This window comes from Paenibacillus agri (assembly GCF_013359945.1).
GTDB classification, from domain to species: Bacteria; Bacillota; Bacilli; order Paenibacillales; family Paenibacillaceae; genus Paenibacillus_AQ; species Paenibacillus_AQ agri.
The window spans coordinates 15,148-42,025 of sequence record NZ_JABWCS010000214.1 but is presented as its reverse complement, the minus strand read 5'-3'; the positions used below and the strand labels follow the sequence as shown (position 1 = coordinate 42,025).

Genomic DNA, 26,878 nt, shown 5'->3' with positions numbered 1-26,878 from the left:
ATGCTCGTTTATCGGTAGTGTGCGAGTGTAAGCCAACGTTTATGCAAAGGTCATCCTTTAATTTGAAAGCTTTTTATGTTGCATTTTAGTATGGAGCATGCTAAACTATTTTAAGTTGTGAATCATTTGATGATTTCGAATGTCTTACAGGAGGTGAATGCAATGCCAAATATTAAATCCGCGGTAAAACGTGTAAAAACGATCGAAAAACGCCGTGCACTGAACGCTTCCCAAAAGTCCGCGCTTCGTACAGCCGTGAAAGCTGCTGATGTAGCTCTGACTGGCACGGAAGTTGAAAATGCTCAAACTGCTTTCCAAGCTGCTTCTCAAAAGCTGGACAAGGCCGTTACTAAAGGTCTGGTTCATAAAAATGCGGCTGCCCGCAAAAAATCCCGCTTGGCGAAGAAATTGAACGCTCTTAAGGCTCAAGCCTAAGAACGACTTTCATATTGAGCATTGAAGAACCTGACCGTTATGCTGCATACGGTTAGGTTTTTTTGTCTTCATTACTCTTTTTTCCTCAACACCAAAAAAGCCCGTCCGCCCTGTAACAACAGGAATGGACAGGCTTTTTTGGGTTCAGGCGGACGCGCACGACTCAGGCTCCTAGCTTCAACATGAACATTTCAAGCCCAAGCACCTTATCGACAGCCCCCGTCTTCATTTGGTAATCGAGATCAGCGAGGGCGCTGAGGATCTGGCGCAGCCGGTCGGTGCCGAACTTGCGTGCTTGCTCACCAGCAATCTTCACCGCATAAGGATGCAGACCAAGCTGTGAAGCAATCTGCCCCTGCGAATAGCTGAGCGCCGATAAATCCTTCACTTGTAAAATCATCCGGAACTGCCGGGCGATCAGCGCCGCAATCTTGATCGGCTCCTCCCGCTGCTTCAGCAGCTCGTATAATGTATTCAGCGCCTTATCAAGTCGCAGGTTCGCAATATCCTCCACGAGCGTGAACACGTTCTGCTCTGTACCACGGTGTACAAGGCTCTCCACGGCCGCCGTGTCTACAGTTCCACCTTGACCAGCGAACAAGCAGAGCTTGTCCATCTCCCCGGTCAAGCCCTGCAGCCCGGTCCCGGCATTGGCGATCAGCGCTTCAGCTGTCCCTGGCGCCGCCATGCAGCCGCGATCCTTAATGCCTTTCTCTACCCACCGGAGCAACTCTTCTGCTCCCAGGGGATTAAAGGCCAGCACCGTTCCGGTGGACTTTACGGCTTTGACGATTTTTTTGCGCTCATCGAGTTTATCGCTGTTAACCATAAATACAATCACACTATAGTCTACAGGGTGCTGTAGATAGTCATTCAACACATCTACCCTGTGCTCGAGCTTTGCATTCTCTTTGCCCGCAGTGAATAACGAGGCGTCCCGTACCAGAAGCAGTTTGCGCGGCACCATAAAAGGTACCGTCTCCGCCTCTTCCACCACCGCCTGCACCGGCGTTTCGGACAGATCAAAAGGGATGACCGCGAAGTCACGATCCTCCTTCGCAATCAATTGATCTTCCAGCATGGCCGCAAATTCATTCATCCGGAATTTTTCGCTGCCGTACAGCACATACAGCGGTGAAATTTTCCCCTGTTTGATATCTTTGGCCGCCGCTTTGGCATCCATCTTGCCACTTCCTTTTCTTCATTCATCTGGCGTTCATTCACTTAAACTTTCCCGAAGCTTTATTGTAACAAAAAAATCCTTTTATGAAAACTGAACGCAAAAACGGAGGAACTCTGGCAGCCTGTGCCAAAGTCCCTCCGTTTCAGCGGCGCATCTATATAAACGACGGTGTGCAAGGCCCTAGAAACCTCACAGCCGACGGTCATACCGATGTTCTGCGAACCTGCAAAATTCCGGTTCCATCTTCTCTCTTGCCATAGTATATTCCAGTGCCCTGAAAAAAGTGACAACCCGGAATCAATTTGTACATTTAGGTTCCCGTAGGCGTCGCAGACGGCTGTGGAGTAGGTGAAGCCGAAGGAGCAACAGGACTGCCAGCAGGCTCCACAGTGAATGTCTTGGTTACATTCGTTCCTTGTTGTGAAGTCACATAAGTGAACTGGGTACCATCTGGCGACCACTCCCCGGACACCCATGTTCCTTCCAGCGGCAGGGAAGTCACCGCCTGCTCACCGCCTGACTCACCCGCAGCCAGACTATAGATAACCAATTGCTGCCCGGCTAATTCTGCCTTGTGAAGTCCATCCGGGGAAGTCCAGGTCGCCTGTGGTGCCGCGGCGTTCAACGCCGAACTCGGCGGAAGCAATCCCATCGCAGTATCCCCAGCCTCGCCCGGAGACGGCGCACCTTCACCCGCTGAACTCACTGAATCTTGCATTCCTTGGTCAAAACCCTCCGTGTCATTCGTCAAATCCCTCTGCACCTTAAGCTGATCTGTCGGAACAGAGGCCTTCGGGGTTGGTGTAGTGACCCGACTGTTCTTCTTGGGTTTTTCTGTTCTCACCGGCTCCTTGGTCTTTACTGGAGCAGGTGCAGCGCCACCCCCCGGTGTAGCACTTTGCGTAGCGGATGGAGCAGCGTCCTGCGAAGGATCAGCGGCACCGCCTCCATCCTGAGCAGTAACATCCGTAGCACCAAAGGTACTGGCACTCTCACTGGAATTGGCTCCCTTATCGTCCCCTTCAGTGGTCCCCACCTCAGCACTCTTGAATGAGGATTCGGAAGAATCGCCAACGGCTGCATTATTACTTAAAGCCTTATCTGCACTTCGATTCAATAACTGGTCCACTTCGGCACTCGGCATTTTTGGCGGCGCATAAAAAATTGCAATACCCAATATAACTGCAGCGGCTGCCGCCCCAATGCCTGTCCGTCTCGCCATGGAATGACCCCTTGCGGGCTTCTTATGGGAGACTTTGCGTGAGAACGGCACGACCACCTGTTCATCCCGTGGATGATCCTCGGCCTTGATGGTGCTTGGCTGATGAAGTCCACGGTCCAATTCAGCCAGCTTCGGCAGAATAGAGTCCACTAGACTGAAAGGAGGCTTCACATCCGGCATCTGCTCGAGTGACTTGGACAATGTGGACAGTGAGTCAAAGACCTCCGCGCAAGAAGGACAATTGTCGATATGACGGAACATCTCTAATATCTCATCCTGACTGAGATCATGATCCAAATAACGGTGCATCCATTCCATCACCTCCGCGCAACTCATCCCGATACACCACCTTTCTGATACTCCTGAAGTCTATTTTGCAGCTGCTGCCTTGCTCTGAACAGATAGGATTTCACTGTATTCAGAGGCAGGTCCAAACAGTCTGCAATCTCGTTGTAAGAAAAATCCTGCAAATACCGCAGTACAATGACCGTCCGGTGATGTTCCGGGAGCTGGTCAATCGCTTCACGTATATCCTGGGCTAAATAGCCCGACAGCACTTCCCGCTCTACGTTATGCTTATCCTGAAACACCATTTCATGCTCATCAATAGACACCGTAGGCTTGGTTCTCCTGAATTTGTCAATGCATATATTGGTCACGATACGCTGTACCCATGTTTTGAACTGGGCTTTTTCCTCGTAGGAACCAATTTTGGTATACACCCGGATCAAAGCCTCCTGAGACGCATCCAGCGCATCCTGTTCATTATGCAAAATGTAAAAGGCTGTCTTGTATACAGTCCCTTCTATTTCTCGCAATAGGGTGATTAGAGCGTCGCGATCGCCCGCTTGAGCGGCTCTGATGAGTCCCTGCTCCACCACGAAGGTTCCCCCTCTCTATGCAATCTTACTGACGCGCAAGACTGCGAATATGTTGCATCCTTGTAATCGTTATTTTAAGAATACCAAACTTTATTTTCTTCGTCATGCTGCACCCGGCGTTCTTTACTGCTTCCGGTACAATCTGATAATCCTTACTAAGCATACAGGGGAAGCGCCCCTCATTCAAATACTCTTTTCAATAATTCGATTACAAAAATGAAACCAGTTGCCATAACACGCCCCATACTTGGACAAAAGTAACAAAATTAAAAAAGCCGCCGCACCGTCACCCGGTCCGCCAGCCTTATTATCGATAGATTCCCCTTGTTATGCGTATCTTCCAAAACAGCTTACGCGCCTTTGATCTCCTTGAACTTAGCCACATATTGTGCCGCCAGCTCTGTAATGAGATCGTAGCGCCCTTCCTTCGCTGGAGCCGTCAGGTTACCCCCGATACCAACAGCGAGACTGCCACCGTTAATCCATTTGTCCATGTTATTCAAATCCACCCCGCCTGTCGGCATGATGTTCACATAAGGCATCGGACCCTTGACTGCCTTAATATAATCTGGACCGAAAGCACTGCCAGGGAACAGCTTGAGCACATCCGCACCAAACTTCAGCGCTTCCTTCATCTCATTCAGCGTCATACAGCCAGGCATAAAAGGAATGCTGTAGAGATTGCACATTTTCGCCGTCTCTTCTTCAAAAGAAGGACTCACCACAAATTCCGCGCCTGCCAAAATCGCGATTCTCGCCGTCAGCGGGTCCAGCACCGTTCCCGCACCAATCACTGCACGGTCTCCGTATTCTTCAACCAGCCTCTTGATGACAACATCTGCGGAAGGCGTAGTGAACGTCACCTCAATATTGTTCAGTCCACCGTCGATACAAGCTGCCGACATCTTGTAAGCATCCTCTGGATGATCACCCCGAATCACCGCCACCACACCTACGGACGCCATATTCTGCAACACTTTGATCTTCTTCATCTCGAACTTCCCTCCCTTGCTCCGCGAGCAGAGCATCTGAATGCAGCAGTTACAGAAGTAAATTAATCAGTATCATTTAGATAAACTATTTTATTAATTTTACTAATATTTTTCCGAATTCGTTAATGAAATAGTAATAATAATAGCGCTAACAGTCAATGATTTTTTTGAATGGAAACTAGAAAGACACTACAATACTCGTTTAACACTCTATAAATAAAGGATTTTTATTGAATCCCCATTACTAATACCTTTATTAAATAATCGACTAAACATAATGAGTTATTGTACAAAACCGATTTATGTGATAATTTCAATTTATCAATCGTTATTGCAGAAACTTACCACTTCCCCCGAGGAGGAGCAGTATATGACTAAACATCTAAATGCCGTCACTTTCGGTGAACCGATGGCTATGTTCTATGCCAATGAGACCGGACCACTGCACGAAGTATTTTCGTTCTCCAAAGGCCTTGCCGGGGCAGAAAGCAATGTCGCTGTCGGCCTGTCCCGTCTGGAACATCCAACCGGGTACGTCACCAAGCTTGGTCAAGATAACTTTGGCACTTTTATAGCTGATGCGTTAAACAAAGAAAATATAGATACGAGCCATATTTCGGTTACTAAGGAACAATCCACAGGAATGCTGATCAAGTCCAAGGTCATCTCCGGCGATCCCAAAGTCGAATATTTCCGCAAACATTCCGCCGCGTCCAGGCTCAGTCTGACAGATTTTGATGAGTCCTACTTCGCCGCTGCTGACCACCTGCATGCCACCAGCATTTCAGCTGCTTTGTCCCAAAGCTGCCGCGAATTCTCAGTGCACGCTATGGATTTTATGAAAAGCAAGGGCAGAACTGTGTCCCTCGATCCCAATCTGCGCCCGTCACTGTGGCCAGATACAGAAACGATGGTTAGCACAATCAACGATCTCGCTACGCGCTGTCACTGGTTCCTGCCAGGGCTGAACGAAGGCCGGATTCTTACCGGGCTGGATACACCCGAAGAGATTGCCGATTACTATTTGGCGCGCAATGTGTCACTCGTCGTCATTAAGCTGGGACCAGAAGGCGCATATTATAAGTCGGCACAAGAAGAAGGGTACGTGAAGGGTTTTAAAGTGGATAAGGTTATAGATACCGTGGGTGCAGGGGATGGGTTCGCTGTTGGTGTAATAAGCGGACTACTGGAAAAGCTGCCTGTCCCTGAAGCCGTGAAGCGAGGCAACGCCATTGGAGCATTGGCCGTGTTGTCCCCGGGGGACATGGACGGACTCCCGACCCGCGAGAGGCTGGAGCAGTTTATGCGGCAGAATGTGAAGACTAACGCCCGATAGCTCAGAAATACATGTCATTACACAACCGAATTTTTCAGAAGATAACTCAATAAACGCTGGTGAACCAGCCCGAAAATTATAAAAAAAGCAAGCCCCCGAACCAATGTAACTGGCAACAAGGGCTTGCTTTACCTATGAAGCTATAAAGGTTTCGTACAATTCACAGCGCCTTGACCGACTGCCCTTGCTCCAGAGATGGAACAAAACGGTAAGTAATTGGCACATTGGCACCCTTATCTTCTATGCAGGACAACATGATCCGGGCAGCCTGTACGCCCATCTCGTAAGCAGGCTGGGAAATCGTTGTAATGACCGGATTATAGATGTGAGCAAATTCTGCATCATCAATCCCGATAACCGAAAGCTGGTCCGGGATGGAAACAGACTGCCGGTTGGCATATTTCAGAATCTCCGCCAGCACGATATCATTGGCGGCGAGCACGGCTGTTGGCGGCTGGGGCAGTGCTGCAAGACGCTCCAGCTCGGCAGAGATATTTTCACGGGCAGCGCTGACAATGTATTCCTCTCGCAGCTCCAGTCCGGCTTCCTCCATTGCTCGCTTGTAACCACCCAGCCGCTCCTTGCGGGGCGTGATAGAATGTTCACCCAGTGGCAACGTCAGCAGGGCAATTCGTTCATGCCGCTGGCGCGTGAGTTCCCCAACGGCCAGCTTCACTGCCATTTCGTTGTCGAGCAGCAAGCTTTGTGTGGATACCCCCTCTACCAGCCGGTCCATAAAGACAAGCGGGAAGGCTTCATCTACTAGATGAGCATAAGCGGACCCGTCCTGCCCTGCCGGGAAAATAATCAGTCCGTCCACCTGACGTGCAAGCAGTGTCTCCACATACTTCGCTTCTTTTTCAGCATCTTCGTCCGCATTGCAAATAATCACCTGTATGCCATGCTGCTGGAGTTCGCTTTCGATCGCCCGAATGCAGTGAATAGACAGTGTATAATCGATATTAGCCACAATAATGCCGACCATGTGCGTCCGGTTCTGCTTCAAACTGCGGGCCAGCCCGTTCGGCTGGTAGTTCAGCTCCTCAATGACCGCAGCAATCCGGTCTTTAGTAGCCTCACTCATATATTTAAAACGCTGATTTAGAAATTGGGAGACGGTACTTTTCGAAACTCCCGCTTTCCGGGCCACATCATCAATCGTTAATTTCTTCATTTATTCCGCTCCACTCTTCTCTAAAGAACACACTTTAGGAAAAGTATAGCTTTTTCTCAGGAATTTTTCTACAGGCCGGATTATTACTCAGCTTCGTCTGCATACCATTGCCATCCAATTTTCATGAAGATTTCCGCCGAGCGTTTCACCCCACCTAATTTATATTGTGCTATGGCAACGGAGCCTTCCTTTCCCATTTGGATCGTGGTATCCAATTCGCGCATAGTTTGAGACTTCAAGTCATAAAGCCTAACCCTGTCTTTAACCTTCTCATTCTGCCCGGTTGCTATATCCACAAGTAAAATGGACTCATGCTGTTGATCAAAGGCGAGAAACGATTTACTTTCATCGTTAGACGAAGTATCTAATGTCAATAATTCCTGTGGTTCAACCAATCCCCCGGACGCCACTCGCTTCATATTCAGCATAGATATCCTTAAGGGGAAGGCTGTAAGTTCATTTGCATTTTGTGCACCAGTCGCCAAAAATACCTTCTCTCCAAAACCATATATACCTATCAAAAAGTTATAGGCCTGAGCCCCCCCAGCGTATAGCGGAAAGGTATATACTTTGCGAGCGGAATAGGGCGACAACTCCGTCTGTTCCTTGGAGCTCAGATATAAGGTGTATGGCTCTGTGGGATACAGAAGCTTTGTTTTTTGATTTTTCTTCATCGGTGGAGCTGGTGACCACAGGATCCCTTCCGGGGTATCAGCTGCATAGGAAGCATTCCTGTCTCGATCAAGGGGAAGAGTCATAAAATAGTTCTTTCCATTAAATTCAAAGTCAGCTGAATTGAAGGTAGGCAAATACTTCGTTGCTCCAGGAGATGGGAACGGTTGTGACGCAGTGGCTGACTGGGACTTTAATGTAGATTCCGAGTTCAAGTCTCCCTGCTGGATTCCATCTTTTGGCCATAATAAAAAGAGAACCAGCAATGCAGCAGCAAGCCCGGTCAGCACTTTACTTTTGCCTATGTTGAATTTAATAAAATCTTGAGGATTACGATGTACTGCCGCCTGTTCAATTCGTAGCATAAGTTCCGGCGTAAAGCCCTGTTCCCGCAAGGGATTCTTCCCTGCATCTCTGTACCAGTGTGTATCTTCAATCTTCACAATGTCACTGTCGGCTTTGCTCTTCATTCCTGCTCCTCCTCCTTTATAGCGATCCGCACCTTATCCCGGGCTCGCGCCAGGCGTGACTTGACGGTTCCTTCAGCTACTCCCAGCAGCTTCGCCATTTCAGCAATGGATAATCCATGTTGGATATCGAGTGCCAGCACTTCCCTGTTCTTCTTCGGAAGCGCCATGATAATCTCCCAAATCCGATTTGCATACGCATTGCCCAGCGCTTCCTGCTCTGCAGAACGGACTTCGTTTGGCAGATGCTGCTTCGTATCCAGTGTGATGAATCTGCGCCAAAAGTTACTTTTGCCATAGCTAAAAGCCGTGTTCCTAGTAATCGTCAGCAGCCATGTTTTGAGCGAAGAGTCCCCCCGGAATTTCCCGATGTTTCGGTACGCCTTCAGAAATACCTCCTGACTGATATCATTCGCCTGTTCGCGGCTGCGGGTCAGGAAGAACGCATAGTTCCACACATCCGAACCGTATTCCTCCATCATTTCCCGCAACGTCACGGCTGGAGCATAGCTAGATTTGGCCATGTATCCCATATCATTACTTTGCATTATGTATCTCACCTCTTGCCCAATAAGACTTTTCAGGATGCAAAAAGTTCCCTGTTCTCATAAAAATATACTATAAAATAATAATCTACACGTTGTTATCCCTCTTTGCTGTATATCTCCTCTGCTGCAACGAGATCGATCGTCCGTAAAAAAGAAAAATACAACAGGCATGAATGCCCATTGTATTGCGTTTAAACTATTTTATAGTTAAGTGCTATGCATACAGATCACTAAAACAGGAACCGCAGTACCATAACCGTTAATATGCCAACTCCAACCGTCCCTAGTAGACTTTTAGTAAAAATGGCCGTCAAAAAAGTAGGCAGCGCCGCCCACAACTCAACGTTATTTGATTGAAATGCTAACTTCCCGTCAGATATTAAAAGCTCTTCTGCTACAAGAGCCGCCATAACTGCCACAGGGATATAACTTAACCAGCGCATCAGCCATTCCGGCAAAGCCTTACGGCTAAGCACCATAATCGGCAGTACCCTGGGAATAAGCGTCACTATGGAAGCCCCTATAATAATCATAAATACATCCCATCTTATTTCCACTTTTCAATCACCATTCCTATCGTAGCTGCTACAACCGTAGCAACAATTACAGCCATGCTCGGAGATAATACATAACTTGCGCCAATTACGCTAACGACTGTGCATAGCACAACGATTATATCCTTAAGCAGCTTCCTGCGGCTTACCAGTTGTAGTACTAGAAGACCGATGAACATCGCAGACAAGGCAAAATCAAGCCCCAGCTTCTCGGGATTCGCAATCCACTGGCCCAGGTACGCACCAGCTAATGTGGCGATTATCCAGTTGATGTATGCCGTCACATTAAGCCCATGCATCCATCGTTCACTGAGGTGCTGACGATTCGTCGCCTTGTTCATCGCAACCCCAAAGCTTTCGTCGGTCAGCAAGGCTCCAATCAGCATATTTTTTAACGGGGTAAGCTGGCGAAAATATGGCGACAAGGCTGCACTCAATAGCAGATGGCGAAGGTTTACTATGAATACAGTCAGAATAATCGCTGCGGGCGAGCCTTGAGTTGCAATCATCCCGGCCACAATAAATTGTGCCGAGCCTGCATAAATTAGTAATGACATCAATGTAATTTCAGCGGTGCTCAATCCTGACGTGTGACCAATGACGCCGGCAGCGAAGCCTATACTTAAATACCCTAGCAGTGTGGGAATGCAATCCTTAACGCCTTGAAGGAAGCTGTCCTCCGATTCGGCTAACTCTATTCCAGTGCCTTGTAATTGAACATTCTCCCTCATGCTCTCACCTCTCTTTCTTACGTACGGCATATCCTAGTTAGGATAATGAATAATATTAAAAAACTTGACCGTCGACGTCCCCACATTCCGGTAAGTATGCGGTCTATTCGCCTGAAACATAACCGACATCTCCGGCTCGATAATGTACTGCTCCCGCTCCATGGAAAGCTCCAATACCCCCTCAGAGACCAGCACATACTCCTCGACCCCATCGTAATGGGCCTCTGATTCGTGAGAACAGCCCGGCTCAAGCTCAATACTATAAATTTCAAACTGCTTCTTGGAGTCGAAGGGAAATAAAGAATGGACACGGTAATTCCCGTCATCCTCTGTAATGGCATTTTTTTTGGATACCACTGTTACAAGCGGTGCTTCTTCCTTAATCAGCGACGAAAAGGACACATGCAGTCCATTGGCAATTTTCCACAGCGTAGTTACTGTAGGATTCGTCTCGCCTCGCTCGATTTGACCAAGCATCGCCTTGCTTACCCCCGTTAGTTCCGCAGTCTGATCCAGGCTCAGCTTACGTTCCTTGCGTATTCTGGACACATTCTTGCTTATGCTGATATTGATGTTGTTCGGATGAATGATTTTTTCCTCCTTTACGGTTCCGGTCGTTATATCGTTCATTTGTATAATATAACGCACGAAAAGAGATGAGTAAATACCCATTGTCGCCGATGAAGCAGCTTCAATGGTAAATATGCGAGTTGCCGCTATATAAATATTAGGTTCAGTTTTTGGGCCTATCTCAAAATCAGTGCTTTCTTCGTCAGGGATCTGGCTCCAGCGACCTTATTACCTATAATTCAGCCATTTAAGAAGCTAACGAACCCCAGCGACCTTATGCGTAGAGATCCTATTAAAATATCGCTACTCCGTAGGAAATAACGTCATCTGAGTCCGCTACATGTCCCAGAACAACTTCTTATGGAAAATAGCGGATATACGGTCCGTTCGATGGCATAAATACGCTGTAACCTTCTCAAGGGAGTATGTTCTTAAGAAGATTTAACCAGGTTCTTTAAGCAAGCACTGATGACGATGATAGGCCGAACTTTTTTTGTAATCATAGTCGGTTTGAAAATGCTGGGGGATGAGCGCTTGCGTATGCACAAGCCAGTAACATTATTGGGGCCAAAGCTTCTATTAAATTCCGTAAACTGGAAGCAAACTGCTAACTTATATATGCTGGCATGCGGACAGAGGATGATACAACGGGGTAAATGAACTCTTTGGAGATATACATCAATCAACAAGAAGCGGAATTAGGCATGATCAGGCGCTCATCCCGCTCCTTATCTATATAGCAAACTCAGTCTTCCCACACACTTGCATAAGCGTAGTTGCGAATGGTACCATGCCAACGGAACCACGGAGAACCACTCTCTTGCTGTGCGTAGAACAAAGCTACTTCAGCTTCTGGATCTATAACAACATAACAACCGCGGGCGCCATCCCATCCAAACTCTCCGTTGAAACTAAGGGAGTTGTTGTCCTCCCGATCGACCAATGTTCGTACACCAAGACCGTAACTATAGCCGCTTTTACTTACACCGCCAAACTGGGCAAAATCCTGCTGCGCCAGCGGGTTCAGACGTCTTGTTCTCATCTCGTTTACAGTCTCTTTGCGCAAAATCCGCTCACCGTTCGAGGCCAGACCATAATTACATAGCGCTTCGGCAAACAAAATATAATCCGGAACGGTCGAATACAACCCGCCCCCACCGTTCTCATAAGCAGTGCCTGGCTGCAGATTAAAATGTTCACCTATGCTCTCATGTGTATGCGTCTGCCCATTGAAGTGATTGTACAGCTTGCAGAAGCGCTTCTCATCCTTTAGCTGGAAAGAAGTATCCTTCATCCCAAGCAGATCAAAAATATTATTTTGCAGATAGGTCCCGAATGTTTGTCCCGACAGCACTTCAATCAGGGCCCCAATGACTTCATGACAAGCACCGTATTTGAAACGTGAACCCGGTTCGAAAATGAGCGGTTCACTAGCTAACGCCTTGATCACATCCAGCGTCTTGCCTTCCCCGTTCGATTCTTCAATAATACGCAGCGTCTCCTTCGTATCCCGTTGATCGATACCAGCTGTCATACTGAACAAATGCTCGATGGTGATAGGTTGTTGTGCCGGCCGCAGCTCCTCCGATCCATCCTTAAGTGTATGCCGTACGGTCATATCCTTGTATTCCGGGATATAGGCGGACAATGGATCATCCAACCGGAACTTCCCTGCCTCATACAATTGCAGAAGTGCCGTACATGTGATTACCTTCGTTGCAGAATACAACCGAAAAATCGTGTCCTGTCCAAACCGTACTCCATTCTCTACGTCAGAAAACCCGGCATAATGCTCAAACACGGGCTGATGCTTGTGATACATCGCAAACCCCAGACCAGGGACATTCTTCTCCTTATAAAATGAATTCAAATACGCTTCCAGTTTTGAGAAATTCACTTGGCCTTCCTCCAATCGATAGTTAAGGTGCATAAGTTATGAAATCGCATTCAAGATAGAGCATTCTTTGATTACAACATACCTGAAAAATACGCCGGAGGCTATCTCCCAATAAAAATAGGTTCGCCATTTCGGCGAACCCTAATAGTAATACAATCTTGTAGGCTACAGCATTTCAAACTTCCAACGGCAGTGCTTACTTTCGTATGCATTGTAACGCTACAAGAATTAGATTATTTCAACAAAGCATCAATAGAAATTTCACCAGCTCCAGTAAAAGCAATTCCAACCAGAGTTATAATCAATACTAAATTATACTCATATCCGTTCTTTTCTCCCCAAATTCCATTTGCTCCATGGAACTTTGCTATGGCAACCACCATCGGTATGATCAACAATACAGCACCGACCTGTATCCAAAGACCAGTCGCAAACAGTAAACCGCCAATCAATTCTAAGAGGCCTGCACTTATCGCCATGAACACACCCGGTCTGATGCCAATGGATTCAAAAAAGTCCGCAGTCTTTAACAATCCTCCACCACCGAACAGCCCAAATAGCATTTTTCCTGCATGCCCAATCATCAATAAACCGATAACTGCGCGAATCATAAATAACCCTAAATCTATCAATAATTTCATATCCTTTCCGCTCGACAATGTAAATTCCTTTTACATATTTAAAGTAATGCTGACAAAATCCGATCGCAGAGATCCATTGTATTCACATTGTCACGTCCGCTTGTAACAGGGGTGCTTTTATCTCTGCAGCAGTCCATAAAATGTGCCATTTCACCTACAAAGCCGCGCAAATAAAGATCTCTGAAACACCCTGACATCGCTGAGGCAGATGGAGTATAAACGCTATCGGACTCTCCAAGTGATCTCCATGACGGATGATTTGACGTTAGTGATTTATGAACAGTAAGCGTATTGATTTCATCCGCGCACGCAAATCCATCGTCAAAAGTGACCCGTATATTTTCACTTTCACGCGACCAGGCACTCATGCCAGAGAAATAAATACTTCCAACGATACCATTGTCAAACTTTAACGAAAGACTTTGCGAGATAAACTCGTTGTTGCTATTCTTAAACCCTGTTACTTGAGCTACTTCCCCGAATAGATAACGAATCAGATCAACGATGTGAATGGCTGCAAGCTTTATGAATTCTTCATCATTTTTGCAAAACGGTGTGCTATCAACCGCGAAGCTGGCTTCAAAAGAACGAGCCGTGCCGAGTGCTCTGCTATCAATCAGTTCTTTAAGTTTCATATATACAGGAGCGTAACGTTTCATAAACCCTACCATTAATACAACTCCGGCTTGCTCGGCAGCGTTTGCAACTTGTTCAGCTTCCAGAGCATTCCAACCAAGCGGCTTGTCTACATACACATTTTTCCCGGCCTTGATACAATCCAATACAAGTTCTGTCTGATCATGGGGTTGAGCTACGACCACTACTCCGTCACAGTCTTCATTTTGTAACATAGTCTTATAGTTGTCATACGCATTTCCCCTGCTTCCAAATCGTTGAAGAGCTGCTTTAGTCCGATCTATATTCCGTGTTGAAATTGCTACGATTTCTGCTCCAGCTTCAAGAGCTGAAGGATAAATATTCGTTGTTGCATGAAATCCTGCACCTATAAAACAAAGTTTAGATGTTCCCATTTGACTTATCTCCATTCCATTTATGATCTAAAAGTAAACCCTTTCAATCTAATGATTTATAATGTCAGCTTTGAAACGTTCCGGCTCATGTTTATACTTAAACGAAAAGACAAAGATGACAGCGAGCATTAGGGCATACACCGCAAAAACAAGCCATATGGATGTCCAATTTTTTGTCCCGTTTACAGTGAAATAATCGACAATATGACCACTGATTACAGAGCCAAAGTATGCTCCAAACCCATTGACCATTGTCATAAAAAGGCCTTGCGCACTTGCCCGAATATCCGAATTTGTTTCTGTCTCAATAAAGAGAGAACCCGAAATATTAAAAAAGTCAAATGCACAACCGTATACGAGCATCGCTATCAGTAAGAGCATAAATCCAAATGGTGATGGATCTCCAAAAGCTAGAAGTATGAATCGCAGAGACCATGCCACCATACTAATAATCATTATGCGTTTGATTCCATATTTTCTTAAGAAAAAAGGGATCAATAATAAACAGAACACCTCTGCCATTTGTGAAACAGATAATAATATAGAAGGATATTTTACAATCAGACTATCTTGATACTCAGGCAGTAAGGAAAAATCATGCAAATAGGGGCTGCTGAATGTATTCGAAATTTGCAAGGTTGCACCAAGTAATATGGCAAATATAAAAAATACAATCATTTTGGGTTGTTTAAATAGAACGAAAGCATCCAGTCCAAGCGTTTCTGCCCAATTCTTCTTTTTTTCTTTTTTACTAGAAGACACCTTCGGTAATAGCATTGAAAATAAAGCAATAAGAACAGACGATCCTGCAGCCAAATACAATTGCATATTGCTAAGCTCGAAACCGAGCAAGCTAACTGACCACATGGCTACAATAAAACCTATTGTTCCATAAATGCGAATTTTCGGGAATGTTGATACAGTATCAAAATGGTTTTGCTCCAGACAGAAGTAAGAGATGCTATTCAACAAAGCTATTGTTGGAATAAAGAGCATAGCATTTAAAAGCATGAATACGAACATACTGCCTGCATCTGAAATCGAAGTTGTGTAGAAAAGAACCACTGCACAAATGAGATGGCATATCATGAACACACGGTTGGCCGGTATCCACTTATCGGCAATAATACCAATAAGACTTGGCATAAATAATGCGGCAATCCCATTGGCGCTGTAAACAAGCCCTACTTCCGCTCCAGAAAAGTGAAGCGTATCTATCATATATGAGCTAAATGTTGTTAACCAGCTTCCCCATATAAAATACTGTAAAAACGATAGCACTTTTAACCGATTCACAATGTTCATCTAGCTATTCCCCCTATGGAGTAACTGATAATATCACTTTAAGCAAGTTAATGTGTGAATAATGGTAATGCAAACAAATTGCATAGAAAAAGGACAGCGCATACATATAAGATGACAGAAACATCTTTCCATTTGCCGACAGCCAGCTTCATAATCGGATAGAAAATAAATCCAAATGCAATACCTTCAGCTATGCTAGAGGTCAATGGAATACAGACAACCATCAGAAAAGCAGGGACCCACTCTGTAAAATCATTAAATGAGATTTCTGCCAAGCTTCTCATCATTAAAGCTCCTATTAGAATGAGGATGGGGGCAACTGCATTCCCTGGGATATATCCTACATAAGGCAGTAAAGGAATGCATGCTAAAAACAAGATAGCGGTCACTAGTGCCGGAATTCCCGTTTTTCCACCCTCAGCGATTCCAGCAGCGCTTTCTGCTGATGCAACAGTAGGGCTTGTTCCTACAATGCCAGATAAAATAGTAGAAATGGCCGTTATCTTAAGAGCTTTCGGAAACTTGGAGACATCAGGAAGCATCCCGCTAAGTAATCCAACATTTTCAAATAATACAATCATCGTAATTGAAAAAGTAGCTATCCAAAATGAGATCGTACTAAAACTAAATTGACCGGACAGAAATATCGTTTTATAGGTAGCAATACTAATACTTTCAGAGGATAGAGCAGAATTAGTACCTGAAATGATTGTTAAGCAAGCCGTAGTCAATAAGCCAATCAATAGGCTGCCTTTAACATTTCTAGCGAATAGAATAAGTGTCACCATTAAGCCGATGATTGTTGCAAGAGCTACGGGGGAGGCCAGATTTCCAACTTCGACAAGGGTTGAAGGATTTGCCCGAATAAGTTCTCCCTTTTGCAAACCAATAAAAGTAAGATATACCCCAATTCCGCTTGTAATCCCATGCTTTAATGAGCTTGGAACTGCACTGATCAATTTTGTACTTAATGAAGTAAAAGCAATGACAGAAAAGACAAGGCCAGACACCATTATGACAGCAAGACCTTGCTGCGGGGACAAGCCCATGGACTGCACCATTGTATAACTAAAAAAAGCGTTAATCCCCATTCCGGGAATAAGGATTATAGGCGCATTAGCAAAAAGCCCCATCAGCAAGCAACCGAGGATGGAAATGATTATTGATGAAATCACGCCAGCCTCTATCGGAATTCCAGCATCTCGCAAAATCAGCGGATTTACCAATATAATGTATGAGCATGTGAAAAATGAAGTTAAGCCTGCCATTAATTCCTTACGCCATGTTGATTCATGCTCCTTTATTTGAAAAAGCTTATTTAACATAATAAATATTGCCTCCAAAATACAATCCCGCCGCCACCCACTAGTATTTAACTAGTACAATCACAAATCTAAAGCTCTATAGATCAAGGTTCTATCTTACATAGCAGTAATTATTTCTTTTATTAGCTTTAAAAATTGCTGTTTGCTTTTTTCTGTTGTCTCCATCACTTCATCATGCGTTAGTACGTTTGGAGAAATACCCGCCGCAAGATTGCTGATGCATGAAATGCCGAGGACCTCTACTCCAGAATGCCGTGCAGTAATGACCTCCGGTACAGTAGACATACCTACTGCGCTCGCGCCAATAGTATTCAAGAAGCGAATTTCAGCAGGCGTCTCATAACTTGGACCCAGCATTCCGGCGTACACACCTTCAACTAAATTAACTCCATGTTCAACTGCCACCGATTTCGCAAGTGACTGCAGCGATTTAGAATATGCCTCTGTCATATCAGGAAACCTTGGACCGAATTCATCGAGATTAGGACCAATCAATGGATTTTGACCTGTCAGATTAAGATGATCCTGTATCAGCATTAAATCACCAGCTTGAAACTTATTATTGATTCCGCCTGCTGCGTTTGTGACAATAAGCTGTTCTACGCCAATTGCTTTCATGATCCGTATTGGATAGGTAACGGCTTCAATGGAGTGCCCCTCGTAATAATGAAATCTGCCTTGCATGGCTATGACAACTTTACCTCTGAGTCTGCCTATCACTAATTGCCCTGCATGCCCTGTGACTGTAGATACAGGAAAATGCGGAATTTCATCATAAGGAATAATGACCGGCTGCTCAATTTCATCTGCCAGCACACCAAGCCCGGAACCAAGCACAAGGCCGATTGTTGGAGACTGATCCATTTTGGATATTAAATACTTCTTAGTATCTCTTACTTTTTCCAGTACGTTCATTTAAATCAATTCCCTTCATAAGTTCCTATCTGACTAAACTGCTACTCTAAGGATTTGATAAACAATTGACTGACACGCTCATTAATATCATTGGGGACTGGTTGCATACCAGCAGATAAGCTGGAAGCATCCGTTACAATTCGAAGAGCGGAATAAGATTGCAGACCAAGACCCAAATCCATAACTTCAATCGGATTTCCATCAGCACCAGCCAAGTTCAGCGGGTCAGCATGGTGAAGCAAGTAAATGCTCTTGTCCTTGAAAGAGATTTTTTCAATTCCTTCCTTTACTTGCTCTACAGATAACGCTTCCATTTTTATCTCGTCAACATTAATTTCAAATCTGTAGTGTCCGGAGTTAGCCAAGATTGCTTTATGTTTGAACAGCGGAATATGCTTTTCTGTAATCACACTAAATCTTCCCGTCACCGTGATGATGACATCAGCGTTAGGAATTAGCTCCTCCAATTCGCCTACAATATGCCCGTCTGCTTTAGCTTTTAATTGATAGATAGGATTAATATCAAATACCATCGTCGTAGCTCCCAGGCCACGGAATTTCTTGGCAACACCGCTACCAACGTAACCGTAACCAACAACCAGAACCTTTTTCCCCCCAATAAGCAGGCTGGTAGTCCGCATAAATCCGTCAACCAGAGACTGTCCAACACCGACAGCGTTTTCAATAATCTGCTTCAACGGCGAATCATCAATAACAACAATAGGGTAGGATGTTTGTACCTGTTTTTGTTCGATGAGCAGTTTTCCCGTGCGTGTCTCCTCATTTGCTCCGATTGGTGTCCAATCTGGCTTTAGTTCATTGTGTGCCAGGATCAAGCTGGCTCCGTTATCCAAGAACAGGTCAATTTTATCTTCCATCACAAGCTTCAAATAGTGCTTATGGTCTTCATAGCTATCGCCTTCTTTTCCTAACACAGTAATATTGTCAAGCGAAGACAGATAAGCTGCTGTATCTTTTTTTGTAGTGCCCAGACAGCCAACAAGATAAACATGCTCCGCGCCACCACCAAGCAGCCCCTCAACCCAGTAGCCTGTTTTGGGCTCAATATGCATACACACAGCAATCTTCTTGCCTTTGAATGTCTGCTGCTCTTTGAAAATTTGATTAATTTCTGCTACAACAGGCATTCTCTCACGAAACCAGTGCATTCTAGATTCACCGATGGCCGCTAATTCAAAATTATCAATCATTGATTTCAAAATACCCACCTCATTCATGTAAAATTGATTATGTGTTACTGCATTCAGTATAATAATTTAAAATGCTAACAATAAGGCCATTTGTCTGCTTTTACATATAATGGGGAGGTAATATCGTCATGGAGAGATCGAATCTGCTGAACGTTAAAGAAGCGATTAAAAAAGCCGATTTAACAACTATTTTGCCACCAGAAGTTACCCCCTTCTTAAGGGTACAAGAATATAATAAAAATGAATGGATCATTGTTTCTGGAGAGAAGCTGAATTACCTTTATATTGTTATTGAAGGGAAAGGAGCAATCATGAATTCTTCAGAGGAAGGTGATCTTGCTCTTATAGAGCATTTAGAAAACAAAGAAATGATGGGTGATTTTGAATATTTCACTAAAAGCAACTTTGTGCATTCGGTGATGGCTTCACAGCCCGCGAGTGTACTCCTTATTCCTATTGAAATTGTAAATGACCACTTGATGAAATCAGCAGACTTTCTATTATTAATGTGCAAAAGCATGAGTGAAAAACTTATGAAATCCTCCATTAAAAATGCAAGATCCCTGCTCTACCCGCCTCAGCAGAAACTGTGTAAATTCATCGTTCAAGCTTCTGAGCATTCCAAATCGAACACGATTTATTTTAAACATAAAGACGTAGCTAATGAGATTGGCATCTCGGAGAGACACTTACGGAGAATGCTGAATGAACTGATAGATGAAGAGATTATTCGTAAAATTAGCAAGCAACTCACAATCCTGGATATGGAATTATTGAGAAAATATTCCTCTTTTATTTGATATCATAAAACCTTATTGGCTAAAGGAATCGTCCGCAAACACACAAACTTAAAGAAGTAACAGGGCTCCCTACACTGTCGAGCCCCTAAGTTTAAGAGTCAACACTAAGGCTTTATCCTTGTACATTTTAAAAAAACAAATACTTGTACTAAAGCACAGGACAATAACTTGATTCCAATTAAAAAGAACTCGCACAATGTTCGAGTTCTTTTATAACTACCTATATTATCAGGTAGCCTTATTCCCCCATTCGTTCCGAACAGCAACACGAAGATACCGACGACATTAGCTACATGCTTTTTTCCCAAAATCCTTTGATGTTAATTCCTGTTTCTCTTGCAGCTTTCTCTAAACGAATTACTTCAGTTTGCTTAAGATTTACATTGAGCGAGGCCAACGCACCATCGACATGAGATACCTTCGTTATACCAATAATGGGTACCGTTCCTTTGGCAACTGCCCAAGCCATAGCAATCTGAGCTGGTTCTACTCCGTATAAATCCCCAATTTCAGTCATTGTTTTTATCAGACCTTCAAGTTTTTTCAGTACATCTACATTAAATGCATTTCCTCTTCTGGTATTCTTTTTGAATGGATTATTAGCGTTATTCCAACCGGTTAAAGCACCTTGTTCCAATGTCATGTACGAGAAAAATACAACATTGTTTCTATGACACCAATCTATGATACCAGTTCTTCAGAAGCTCTATATAATAAACTATAATGGTTCTGTACAGCTGAAAGTTGCAAACCTTCTTTTTCTAATATCCTAGCCGCTACTTTAATTTCTTCCAAATTGTGATTAGATACTCCAGCATGTTTGATCAGCCCCCTTTTCATTAAGGGGATAAGTTCTTTTGTCCATTTGACCACATCCTTTGGGTTATGAATCCAATAAATGTCTGCACTACTCACTCCTAGCCTAATTAAACTTTTGTCTAAAGTCTTTCTTAATTTACTTTTCAATTGATACCTATAGGCGTGAATTTAGTGGAGACAACGATATCACTTTCATGCATTATAAATTCGCCGAGGATAGATTCTGATGCCCCCAAACCGTAAATGGGGGCAGTATCCCATAATGTGAATCCATGTTGTAAAGCTCTATTAAATACTGGAAGTAGATCATCTTTCTGAAGATCATTCCCAAAAATACGGTTCCCTCCCATAAATCCTGTTCCCCCATGACCATGTTCCAAACGCTATTGCTGGAATTTCTTTGTCTTTTAATTTTGTATATCTCATAAGTGTCACCATGCTTTCTTCATCTTTAATTTTCGTCTTTTATTGTTCGCCGTATTCTACTTAACGATACAGGAGTAATTCCAAGATAAGAGGCAATATAAGATTGATTTACTCGCTTTTCCAAATGTACATATTTCCTTTTAAAATCCAAATAACGTTCCGTAGCACTCTTTAACAAAAAACTATTCTCTCTTCCGATTTTATATCTGATACTATACTCCAACGCTTTGATATAAGCCTTCATACAATAAACATTGGATTCTAATAGGTGTACCAGGTCCCTCCACTCTACAACCAACACGGTACAATCTTCGAGTGCCTCAACACAACATTTTGAAGGTTCCATATCCAAGAAGTATTCATTTGCATAAAATGAATTTTCGTTAATAAACAACTGTGTCTTGTCGTCTCCGCTAATATTGATGTAATAACTTCTTAATATCCCCGATACGACAAAATAAATTTCAGTTGGCTCATCGCCAATATGAATTACAATATCACGGCTCAATCTAAAAATTAGCGGTTGAACTTTTCAACTCGGTAAACGGGTCGATTACATTCAATTAAAATGCCAGCTTTGTAGCATGCCCGATTACGAGTAAAGTAGTGTCGACGCTGATAAGCCTTAATACGATTGTGCCGCCCTTCTACGGTTGCGTTAGTCCAACGACAACGATGGTAATTCACGATCTCATCCTGCCAATTGCGCATGGTTTTCAAGGCACTTCGCACGGCGTTATAGTCTATTTTCTCGCCTTGCTTGAGCCAACGTGTAAAACCCAGGCGGGCGATGCAGACGTTCGATGAACAGTCATACCACTGAGAAAAGGCTTCCTTCCATTCCCACACGCTGCATAACAGCGGAGAGAAGGCAAGCAGGATTTCTAACTGAGCTTTGTTCTTTTCGGGCAGGCTGTCGACGGGTGGATTTAGCAGTCGATGGTGACTTTTCAAGATCGCCTTGGCCCTGGGGGATAGGGTCTGCTGAACCGACTTGCGGACCTCCTGGACACTTTCAATGACGTAGCCGTGAACATGGAATCGATCCGCAATGCGGATGGCACACGGAAAGCATTCGCTGATCCACGTATGATACGCCTGAGCCAAGTCCATCGCAACAGCTTTGGGGTTCAGCGCCAGAAAGTCGGGATGCTGGCGAGCATAGGCACGCAGGTCTTCGAGCTTGCGGCCAGCCAGTAAATCCAGCATCGTTTCGCCCCGAAGATTGTGAATGCCGGTATTGTACGTGTGGCCCTTTTTGATCGCAAAGTCGTCGATCCCCAGTACGAGGACTTTGCTGTCCTTGGCTTCTCGCCAAGCCTGCTCCACCAAGCGTTCGCTTTCGATGGGGAGGGCATCTTGATGCATCCGCTGTACCGTACTCGCAGGCGCGTCTTGCATTCGTGCACTATGAGCTGACGTGGAGCCAAGCGCTTGTTCTACCGTTTGGGCTCGGAAGGCTCGGCTGTACCGCTGTTTCGGACCCACAAAGCCATACGTCCAAACGAAGCGGATTCGACAACGCGTACAAGCCAAACGAAGAGATGGGATATGCAAATAGCTCTTTCTACCAAAGACACTTAAATGGCGAATTTTACGTGGTTTGTTTCGACCATCACGCTTCACATCTTGTTCCGAATTGCAGATGGGGCAAGGTTGTTTGTAGGCTATAGGCGATGCCTCCAGATGAATGTCCTGGGTATCCATGGAGACAATTTTATGAAGTTGTAGCTCTGGTAATCCGAGCATTTCGTTGATATACTGGAGTGGCATCTGTCATATCCTTTTGTTGTTTGGTAAGACTTACAACATTACAGGATTTGCAGATGTTTTTCCATTTTTATCTCCGTTCTACGCTCACTTGAATTCTTCAACCGCTAATTTCTGTTTTGAGCCAATTAACATAAAATATTTTTTAAAAAAAAATTATAAAATCAATTAAACCCCAGTTACTGCAGCCCCAATTCAGATAATTTTTTTGGGATTTTAGGTACTTCCTCCCACTTTATATCGACTTCGCCTTTAAAAGATTTTTTACCATTAATATGATTTTGTAACTCCCCGTTGAGAAATATCTTCACATCCTCGATGATGCCTTCTTCTCCTAATTAATAATAAATAATATCTCCCCCTGTTCACCATCGTCCTTTCATACTCCCTGCTGTCCAAGAATTGAAACCATGCTATATACTGCTGCGTGCTCGAGAAAGAGAGATGACCAACAGCTTCATTCAACTTGGACATCCACAAGCAAGCGCCAATGCCCTAGCACGTCCGACAACATGACTAAAAGTGACTGTTCCTTCTCATTCCCCTGCCTTTCCATCCAGCTTATGCCGCACCTTGATCTCATCCCTCGTAACCTTCATCTGAATCTCCCCCTGCCGATCCGTACGGTACACCGCAGTACCGCTGTCGGCCAGACGTTCCATCACCACTGGCGCTGGATGCCCGTACATGTTGTTAACGCCCGCAGAGATGACGGTAGCCGCTGGTCGCCAGAATTGCAGCCAATCCTCCCCCGTTGAAGTCTTGCTGCCATGATGCGCGGCCTTCAGTACATCGATCTGCGGTCCAGTGTGTAATCCCAATTCTCCCCCTTGAGCGACAATCTCTTCTTCCGCTGCCATATCCATATCCCCTGTAAACAGGAAATTCCGCTCATTCATATTCAAGCGAAAGACTACGGAGGCATGATTTTGGTTATCCGTCTCTGGAAGATGGCCCTCTTCTCCCTCTAACGGCGGCGGCCACAGGAAAAATAAGCGAGTATCCTTATCTGGGGCAAGCTCCATCCCCTGATGTACAGCATACAGCCGGACACCGGCTTCCAGTGCGGTCCGCATCAGCTTCTTATAAGAATCCTGCTCAGCCATAGTCCCGTTGAATAAAAAGGCAGAGACCGGAATATTTTCCAGCACAGCCTGTAACCCTCCGGCGTGATCTTGATCGGCATGGGTCAGAATGATCGCGTCCAAGCGGTGAATGCCGCGCTTTTTAAGGAGCGGGACCAGTACCTTAGCTCCTACCTCGAACGGATTGCGACGGATACGCCACTCCTCTTTTTTTCCAAAACTGACTGTTCCCCCACCGTCGACCAGAATGTGGGACCCGCCGGGGGTAGTAATCAGACTACTGTCGCCTTGTCCAATGTCGAGATAACTAATACTTCCGCCTCCCGGAAGCTGCTCCGGTCGATAGCCCTGATACAATAGCAAACTGAATCCTGCAAACATCGTAAACAGCATTACTCCACTCCAGCGCAGTGCTGGTGACCTCCATCCGGTGTACATTGTTGACAGTTCTCTAATTGAACCTACACTTCTGGCTCTCTCAGACTCCATTAATTCCGTCAATGGTCTTGTTTCATCCTCTGTATACTGCTTTGCTCTATCCCGTGCTTCGATTCGCAGCTTAGCGAAGTACAGCAGACCGAAGAGAAGGGCGTAATAGATACAGATCCACGCCAGAGAAGGTGAACGCCAAATCAGCACCCCGCCTAAAAATCCGTTGATCCACTCTACCAGTCCAAAGGTGATATTATTCAGAAGCTCTGTAACAGTAGCCAGCAACCTTGCCGCATCCCCCCATAGACGCCCCAGTATCAAAGCGAAAGCCCCTAACGGCAGAACAACAAGGGTTATCAAAGGCACAAGTACAAGATTGGCAACAAAGGACATCAGTGAGAATTGGTTAAAATAAAAAATGGTTAACGGAAAAGAAATGAGCTGTGCGACGAGCGTCACCGATACAGCACCCCTGAGCCATTGGGGCAATCTCCGCAGCAAAACATCAGCCAAAGGCACATAAATCATCAGCCCAGCCGTCACAAGAAAAGATAACTGGAAGCTGACATTTACGAGTAAATAAGGATTCCAGATCAGCATGACGAGCGCAGAAGCACATAAAATGTTCAGGCCGTCTTTCAGAATCCCGGCACGCGCGGCAGCCAAAGCAATCATACTCATCAGTCCAGCACGAATCACCGAAGGCCCTGCCCCTGACAAGAGCACATACACAGGTACAAGCATGAACGTAATGGTTAACATCGTCTCCCGGGTCAGGCGGCAGCGTTTGAGGATAAAAAGAATAGCCCCCACGTACACCGCCACATGCATTCCTGAAATCGCCAGGATATGCGTCAGTCCCAGCTGAGAGAATTGCCGGAACGTCTCTGGATCGAGGTCATCCTGCATCCCGATAATAAGACCCTTCATGTACCCCGCATGCAGCTTTTGAAATAAGCGATCCAGTTCAGCCCCAAGCGCTGCCCGGACCCCATCATTCCAGCGTAATATCGTGGACAGGCTCCAAGACGCTGGCGGCGCTGTCTCCACTGTCTCTGCTCCCGTTACCTTCAGCAACCAGTAGATATCCCGGGTCTGGAGGTAGGCTCTATAGTCAAAACCGCCAAAGTTCCGGGCTTCCTGGGGCTGCTCCAGCACACCTGTCAGCTTTACAAGGTCGCCCCGCTTCCACGCAGTAGCTATCTCAATCTCTGATTCAGCCTGTAACTTCACCTGCACAGCAAGCTGCTCCCCAGATCCTGTGCTGCCAGACTTCTCACTGCGTTGTGATCCAGAAGGGACCTGTCCGCTATTAGCGCCCCCTCCCTCCTGCCCTGCTACCTCCCCGCTGCGAGTAATTTCCGATACTTTCATTATAAAATCTGCACGATCTCCGTCCCGATCCACCGTAGAAACCAGGACCCCCTCTGCCTGCACCTCGATCTCTCTCGTCTCTGTAGGCTGCAGCTGAAGGGCTTCGGGGAGCCTACTGACATGATGAACTTCGTTCCATTCCCAGTAACCGCCCGACAAAATCAAGGCTGCTGCCAATACGGTGACATATTTCAGACTCAGCCTTCCCATATAGGCCAGGGCCGCGAGCAGCAATAATAACCCAGCCCCAGCAAGGAGCAATCTATTCCCGGAATACAAGCGGGCCGTAGTACTACCGATCACCCAGCATACGGTAAAGCTCAACAGCGGTCTAGCTTTCAAGCTCTCTTCCTCCCTCTCCTCACTGCATCATGCAGCAAAGAATAAATTCTTCCTTCGGCCATTGGAATCAATAAAAATATACCGGCAACAGACGAGAATCCTCTTCTTCACCTATTTTCGTAAAAAATAAAAAAAGACCCCTGCATCCGCACCATTCATGCGTCTACAGAGGTTCTTCCCCCGATTCATTACTTATTTAGTTCCTGATTCGCAGTCTATTCCGATACCGTAATCATCGTCTCCGCCGGTGGTTCATAGCTCTCCAGCTGACGGAAAACAATCCCCTTGGAGGCCATCATGGCCCGTACTTTCTCCATATCCTTCCGGTAAGGACGATAGTACACGATCTCTACAATCCCGCTGTTGGCCAGCATATTGGCACAGGTCCAGCAAGGTTCATCGGTGACATATACAGTACTGCCTTCACGGTCAATCCGGTCGGTGAATAGCAGCAGGTTCTGCTCCGCATGGATAGTGCGAATGCAGCGCTGCTTCTTGACCATCTTCTCGTTACCGTCCACTACCTCCATTTCAACCGTCTCCGAGATCATACAGCCGGCTTCCGAGCAATCCGGTACTCCCATCGGTGCGCCATTATAGGCGGTACCCAGCAGCTTCTTGCCCTGCACCAGCACGGCACCGACATGACGACGATTACAACGCGAACGGGTCGAGACCATGCAAGCAATGTCCATAAAATAGGTATCCCAGTTTTTGCGTTTGACTACAGTCATCTTCCA

General features: G+C 45.4%; 27 protein-coding genes. 3 read left to right on the top strand and 24 right to left on the bottom strand.

What is annotated here, in order from left to right; all coding sequences use genetic code 11:
- The first annotated feature begins 162 nt into the window (after window positions 1-162).
- Window positions 163-435 carry a 30S ribosomal protein S20 gene (gene rpsT, locus HPT30_RS18385; protein ID WP_066364350.1) on the top strand — a complete coding sequence of 91 codons (273 nt, stop codon included), beginning with the start codon at window positions 163-165 and terminating at the stop codon, window positions 433-435.
- Between the two features lie 163 nt (window positions 436-598).
- On the opposite strand, the gene holA is transcribed toward rpsT, so the two are convergent.
- From holA to HPT30_RS18365, 4 genes are all read right to left on the bottom strand, one after another.
- Entirely contained in the window at window positions 599-1,618 is a 1,020-nt protein-coding gene (gene holA, locus HPT30_RS18380; RefSeq protein WP_175372812.1) for a DNA polymerase III subunit delta, read from the bottom strand.
- A 310-nt stretch (window positions 1,619-1,928) separates the two neighbouring features.
- Window positions 1,929-3,176 (bottom strand): zf-HC2 domain-containing protein, encoded by a 1,248-nt coding sequence (locus HPT30_RS18375; RefSeq protein WP_175372811.1) that lies wholly within the window; start codon window positions 3,174-3,176, stop codon window positions 1,929-1,931.
- On the bottom strand, window positions 3,173-3,721 hold the full coding sequence (locus tag HPT30_RS18370; protein ID WP_175372810.1) for an RNA polymerase sigma factor: 549 nt from the start codon (window positions 3,719-3,721) through the stop codon (window positions 3,173-3,175). Before HPT30_RS18370 ends, HPT30_RS18375 begins: the two co-directional genes overlap by 4 nt.
- A gap of 350 nt (window positions 3,722-4,071) precedes the next feature.
- Window positions 4,072-4,713 carry a bifunctional 2-keto-4-hydroxyglutarate aldolase/2-keto-3-deoxy-6-phosphogluconate aldolase gene (locus HPT30_RS18365; RefSeq protein ID WP_175372809.1) on the bottom strand — a complete coding sequence of 214 codons (642 nt, stop codon included), beginning with the start codon at window positions 4,711-4,713 and terminating at the stop codon, window positions 4,072-4,074.
- A gap of 370 nt (window positions 4,714-5,083) precedes the next feature.
- On the opposite strand from HPT30_RS18365, the gene HPT30_RS18360 reads away from it, so the two are divergent.
- Window positions 5,084-6,049: a sugar kinase gene (locus HPT30_RS18360; RefSeq protein ID WP_175372808.1), complete on the top strand. Its 966-nt coding sequence runs from the start codon at window positions 5,084-5,086 to the stop codon at window positions 6,047-6,049.
- Window positions 6,050-6,209: 160 nt separating this feature from the next.
- On the opposite strand, the gene HPT30_RS18355 is transcribed toward HPT30_RS18360, so the two are convergent.
- The 13 genes from HPT30_RS18355 to HPT30_RS18295 all read right to left on the bottom strand — a co-directional run bounded on the left by HPT30_RS18355 (window position 6,210) and on the right by HPT30_RS18295 (window position 19,090).
- A complete protein-coding gene (locus tag HPT30_RS18355; protein ID WP_175372807.1) occupies window positions 6,210-7,223 on the bottom strand; it encodes a LacI family DNA-binding transcriptional regulator in 1,014 nt (337 codons plus the stop codon).
- Between the two features lie 83 nt (window positions 7,224-7,306).
- The gene (locus HPT30_RS18350; protein WP_175372806.1) at window positions 7,307-8,365 is read right to left on the bottom strand and encodes a hypothetical protein; all 1,059 of its coding nucleotides are present in this window, start codon (window positions 8,363-8,365) and stop codon (window positions 7,307-7,309) included.
- Window positions 8,362-8,910: an RNA polymerase sigma factor gene (locus tag HPT30_RS18345; RefSeq protein ID WP_246317250.1), complete on the bottom strand. Its 549-nt coding sequence runs from the start codon at window positions 8,908-8,910 to the stop codon at window positions 8,362-8,364. Before HPT30_RS18345 ends, HPT30_RS18350 begins: the two co-directional genes overlap by 4 nt.
- Before the next feature lie 230 nt (window positions 8,911-9,140).
- Window positions 9,141-9,467 carry a branched-chain amino acid transport AzlD family protein gene (locus HPT30_RS18340; RefSeq protein ID WP_175372805.1) on the bottom strand — a complete coding sequence of 109 codons (327 nt, stop codon included), beginning with the start codon at window positions 9,465-9,467 and terminating at the stop codon, window positions 9,141-9,143.
- Window positions 9,458-10,195: an AzlC family ABC transporter permease gene (locus HPT30_RS18335; protein ID WP_175372804.1), complete on the bottom strand. Its 738-nt coding sequence runs from the start codon at window positions 10,193-10,195 to the stop codon at window positions 9,458-9,460. Before HPT30_RS18335 ends, HPT30_RS18340 begins: the two co-directional genes overlap by 10 nt.
- 33 nt (window positions 10,196-10,228) lie before the next feature.
- Entirely contained in the window at window positions 10,229-10,825 is a 597-nt protein-coding gene (locus HPT30_RS18330; RefSeq protein ID WP_175372803.1) for a helix-turn-helix domain-containing protein, read from the bottom strand.
- A 685-nt stretch (window positions 10,826-11,510) separates the two neighbouring features.
- The gene (locus tag HPT30_RS18325) at window positions 11,511-12,662 is read right to left on the bottom strand and encodes a serine hydrolase domain-containing protein (protein WP_175372802.1); all 1,152 of its coding nucleotides are present in this window, start codon (window positions 12,660-12,662) and stop codon (window positions 11,511-11,513) included.
- Between the two features lie 233 nt (window positions 12,663-12,895).
- Window positions 12,896-13,294 (bottom strand): DoxX family protein, encoded by a 399-nt coding sequence (locus tag HPT30_RS18320; RefSeq protein ID WP_175372932.1) that lies wholly within the window; start codon window positions 13,292-13,294, stop codon window positions 12,896-12,898.
- Window positions 13,295-13,341: 47 nt separating this feature from the next.
- Complete coding sequence (locus HPT30_RS18315) at window positions 13,342-14,334, bottom strand: Gfo/Idh/MocA family protein (protein ID WP_175372801.1); 993 nt, start codon at window positions 14,332-14,334, stop codon at window positions 13,342-13,344.
- A 48-nt stretch (window positions 14,335-14,382) separates the two neighbouring features.
- A complete protein-coding gene (locus HPT30_RS18310) occupies window positions 14,383-15,639 on the bottom strand; it encodes a nucleoside permease (RefSeq protein WP_066364372.1) in 1,257 nt (418 codons plus the stop codon).
- A gap of 47 nt (window positions 15,640-15,686) precedes the next feature.
- On the bottom strand, window positions 15,687-16,964 hold the full coding sequence (locus HPT30_RS18305; protein ID WP_066364373.1) for an NCS2 family permease: 1,278 nt from the start codon (window positions 16,962-16,964) through the stop codon (window positions 15,687-15,689).
- Window positions 16,965-17,060: 96 nt separating this feature from the next.
- Window positions 17,061-17,879: a purine-nucleoside phosphorylase gene (locus HPT30_RS18300; protein WP_175372800.1), complete on the bottom strand. Its 819-nt coding sequence runs from the start codon at window positions 17,877-17,879 to the stop codon at window positions 17,061-17,063.
- A gap of 41 nt (window positions 17,880-17,920) precedes the next feature.
- Complete coding sequence (locus tag HPT30_RS18295) at window positions 17,921-19,090, bottom strand: adenosylhomocysteinase (RefSeq protein WP_246317262.1); 1,170 nt, start codon at window positions 19,088-19,090, stop codon at window positions 17,921-17,923.
- Window positions 19,091-19,218: 128 nt separating this feature from the next.
- Here HPT30_RS18295 and HPT30_RS18290 point away from each other — a divergent pair, with 128 nt between their 5' ends.
- A complete protein-coding gene (locus tag HPT30_RS18290; protein ID WP_175372798.1) occupies window positions 19,219-19,890 on the top strand; it encodes a Crp/Fnr family transcriptional regulator in 672 nt (223 codons plus the stop codon).
- Window positions 19,891-20,179: 289 nt separating this feature from the next.
- On the opposite strand, the gene HPT30_RS30455 is transcribed toward HPT30_RS18290, so the two are convergent.
- The 7 genes from HPT30_RS30455 to HPT30_RS18265 all read right to left on the bottom strand — a co-directional run bounded on the left by HPT30_RS30455 (window position 20,180) and on the right by HPT30_RS18265 (window position 26,872).
- The gene (locus HPT30_RS30455) at window positions 20,180-20,533 is read right to left on the bottom strand and encodes an aldo/keto reductase (protein WP_281364513.1); all 354 of its coding nucleotides are present in this window, start codon (window positions 20,531-20,533) and stop codon (window positions 20,180-20,182) included.
- A 38-nt stretch (window positions 20,534-20,571) separates the two neighbouring features.
- Complete coding sequence (locus HPT30_RS30450; protein ID WP_217622434.1) at window positions 20,572-20,856, bottom strand: aldo/keto reductase; 285 nt, start codon at window positions 20,854-20,856, stop codon at window positions 20,572-20,574.
- Window positions 20,853-21,059, bottom strand: coding sequence for an aldo/keto reductase (locus tag HPT30_RS31000; protein WP_217622433.1), 207 nt, complete (start codon window positions 21,057-21,059; stop codon window positions 20,853-20,855). The genes HPT30_RS30450 and HPT30_RS31000 overlap by 4 nt, the downstream gene beginning before the upstream one ends.
- 101 nt (window positions 21,060-21,160) lie before the next feature.
- Window positions 21,161-21,643 (bottom strand): Crp/Fnr family transcriptional regulator, encoded by a 483-nt coding sequence (locus HPT30_RS30995; RefSeq protein WP_175372797.1) that lies wholly within the window; start codon window positions 21,641-21,643, stop codon window positions 21,161-21,163.
- 8 nt (window positions 21,644-21,651) lie between these two features.
- Window positions 21,652-22,908 carry an ISL3 family transposase gene (locus tag HPT30_RS18275; protein WP_175372796.1) on the bottom strand — a complete coding sequence of 419 codons (1,257 nt, stop codon included), beginning with the start codon at window positions 22,906-22,908 and terminating at the stop codon, window positions 21,652-21,654.
- Between the two features lie 533 nt (window positions 22,909-23,441).
- A complete protein-coding gene (locus HPT30_RS18270) occupies window positions 23,442-26,138 on the bottom strand; it encodes a ComEC/Rec2 family competence protein (RefSeq protein ID WP_246317249.1) in 2,697 nt (898 codons plus the stop codon).
- A 215-nt stretch (window positions 26,139-26,353) separates the two neighbouring features.
- Window positions 26,354-26,872 (bottom strand): deoxycytidylate deaminase, encoded by a 519-nt coding sequence (locus HPT30_RS18265; RefSeq protein WP_175372795.1) that lies wholly within the window; start codon window positions 26,870-26,872, stop codon window positions 26,354-26,356.
- Between the last annotated feature and the right edge of the window lie 6 nt (window positions 26,873-26,878).

What these genes read in the sequence shown, in the direction of transcription:
- HPT30_RS18355 (WP_175372807.1), bottom strand. Translation starts at nt 7,223, where the DNA reads ATGAAGAAATTAACGATTGATGATGTGGCCCGGAAAGCGGGAGTTTCG.
- HPT30_RS18315 (WP_175372801.1), bottom strand. Translation starts at nt 14,334, where the DNA reads ATGGGAACATCTAAACTTTGTTTTATAGGTGCAGGATTTCATGCAACA.
- HPT30_RS18330 (WP_175372803.1), bottom strand. Translation starts at nt 10,825, where the DNA reads ATGAACGATATAACGACCGGAACCGTAAAGGAGGAAAAAATCATTCAT.
- HPT30_RS18305 (WP_066364373.1), bottom strand. Translation starts at nt 16,964, where the DNA reads ATGTTAAATAAGCTTTTTCAAATAAAGGAGCATGAATCAACATGGCGT.
- HPT30_RS18265 (WP_175372795.1), bottom strand. Translation starts at nt 26,872, where the DNA reads ATGACTGTAGTCAAACGCAAAAACTGGGATACCTATTTTATGGACATT.
- HPT30_RS18295 (WP_246317262.1), bottom strand. Translation starts at nt 19,090, where the DNA reads ATGATTGATAATTTTGAATTAGCGGCCATCGGTGAATCTAGAATGCAC.
- HPT30_RS18290 (WP_175372798.1), top strand. Translation starts at nt 19,219, where the DNA reads ATGGAGAGATCGAATCTGCTGAACGTTAAAGAAGCGATTAAAAAAGCC.
- holA (WP_175372812.1), bottom strand. Translation starts at nt 1,618, where the DNA reads ATGGATGCCAAAGCGGCGGCCAAAGATATCAAACAGGGGAAAATTTCA.
- HPT30_RS18350 (WP_175372806.1), bottom strand. Translation starts at nt 8,365, where the DNA reads ATGAAGAGCAAAGCCGACAGTGACATTGTGAAGATTGAAGATACACAC.
- HPT30_RS18300 (WP_175372800.1), bottom strand. Translation starts at nt 17,879, where the DNA reads ATGAACGTACTGGAAAAAGTAAGAGATACTAAGAAGTATTTAATATCC.
- HPT30_RS18360 (WP_175372808.1), top strand. Translation starts at nt 5,084, where the DNA reads ATGACTAAACATCTAAATGCCGTCACTTTCGGTGAACCGATGGCTATG.
- HPT30_RS18310 (WP_066364372.1), bottom strand. Translation starts at nt 15,639, where the DNA reads ATGAACATTGTGAATCGGTTAAAAGTGCTATCGTTTTTACAGTATTTT.
- rpsT (WP_066364350.1), top strand. Translation starts at nt 163, where the DNA reads ATGCCAAATATTAAATCCGCGGTAAAACGTGTAAAAACGATCGAAAAA.
- HPT30_RS18345 (WP_246317250.1), bottom strand. Translation starts at nt 8,910, where the DNA reads ATGCAAAGTAATGATATGGGATACATGGCCAAATCTAGCTATGCTCCA.
- HPT30_RS18365 (WP_175372809.1), bottom strand. Translation starts at nt 4,713, where the DNA reads ATGAAGAAGATCAAAGTGTTGCAGAATATGGCGTCCGTAGGTGTGGTG.
- HPT30_RS18375 (WP_175372811.1), bottom strand. Translation starts at nt 3,176, where the DNA reads ATGAGTTGCGCGGAGGTGATGGAATGGATGCACCGTTATTTGGATCAT.
- HPT30_RS30455 (WP_281364513.1), bottom strand. Translation starts at nt 20,533, where the DNA reads ATGACATTGGAACAAGGTGCTTTAACCGGTTGGAATAACGCTAATAAT.
- HPT30_RS18335 (WP_175372804.1), bottom strand. Translation starts at nt 10,195, where the DNA reads ATGAGGGAGAATGTTCAATTACAAGGCACTGGAATAGAGTTAGCCGAA.
- HPT30_RS31000 (WP_217622433.1), bottom strand. Translation starts at nt 21,059, where the DNA reads ATGGGAGGGAACCGTATTTTTGGGAATGATCTTCAGAAAGATGATCTA.
- HPT30_RS18275 (WP_175372796.1), bottom strand. Translation starts at nt 22,908, where the DNA reads ATGCCACTCCAGTATATCAACGAAATGCTCGGATTACCAGAGCTACAA.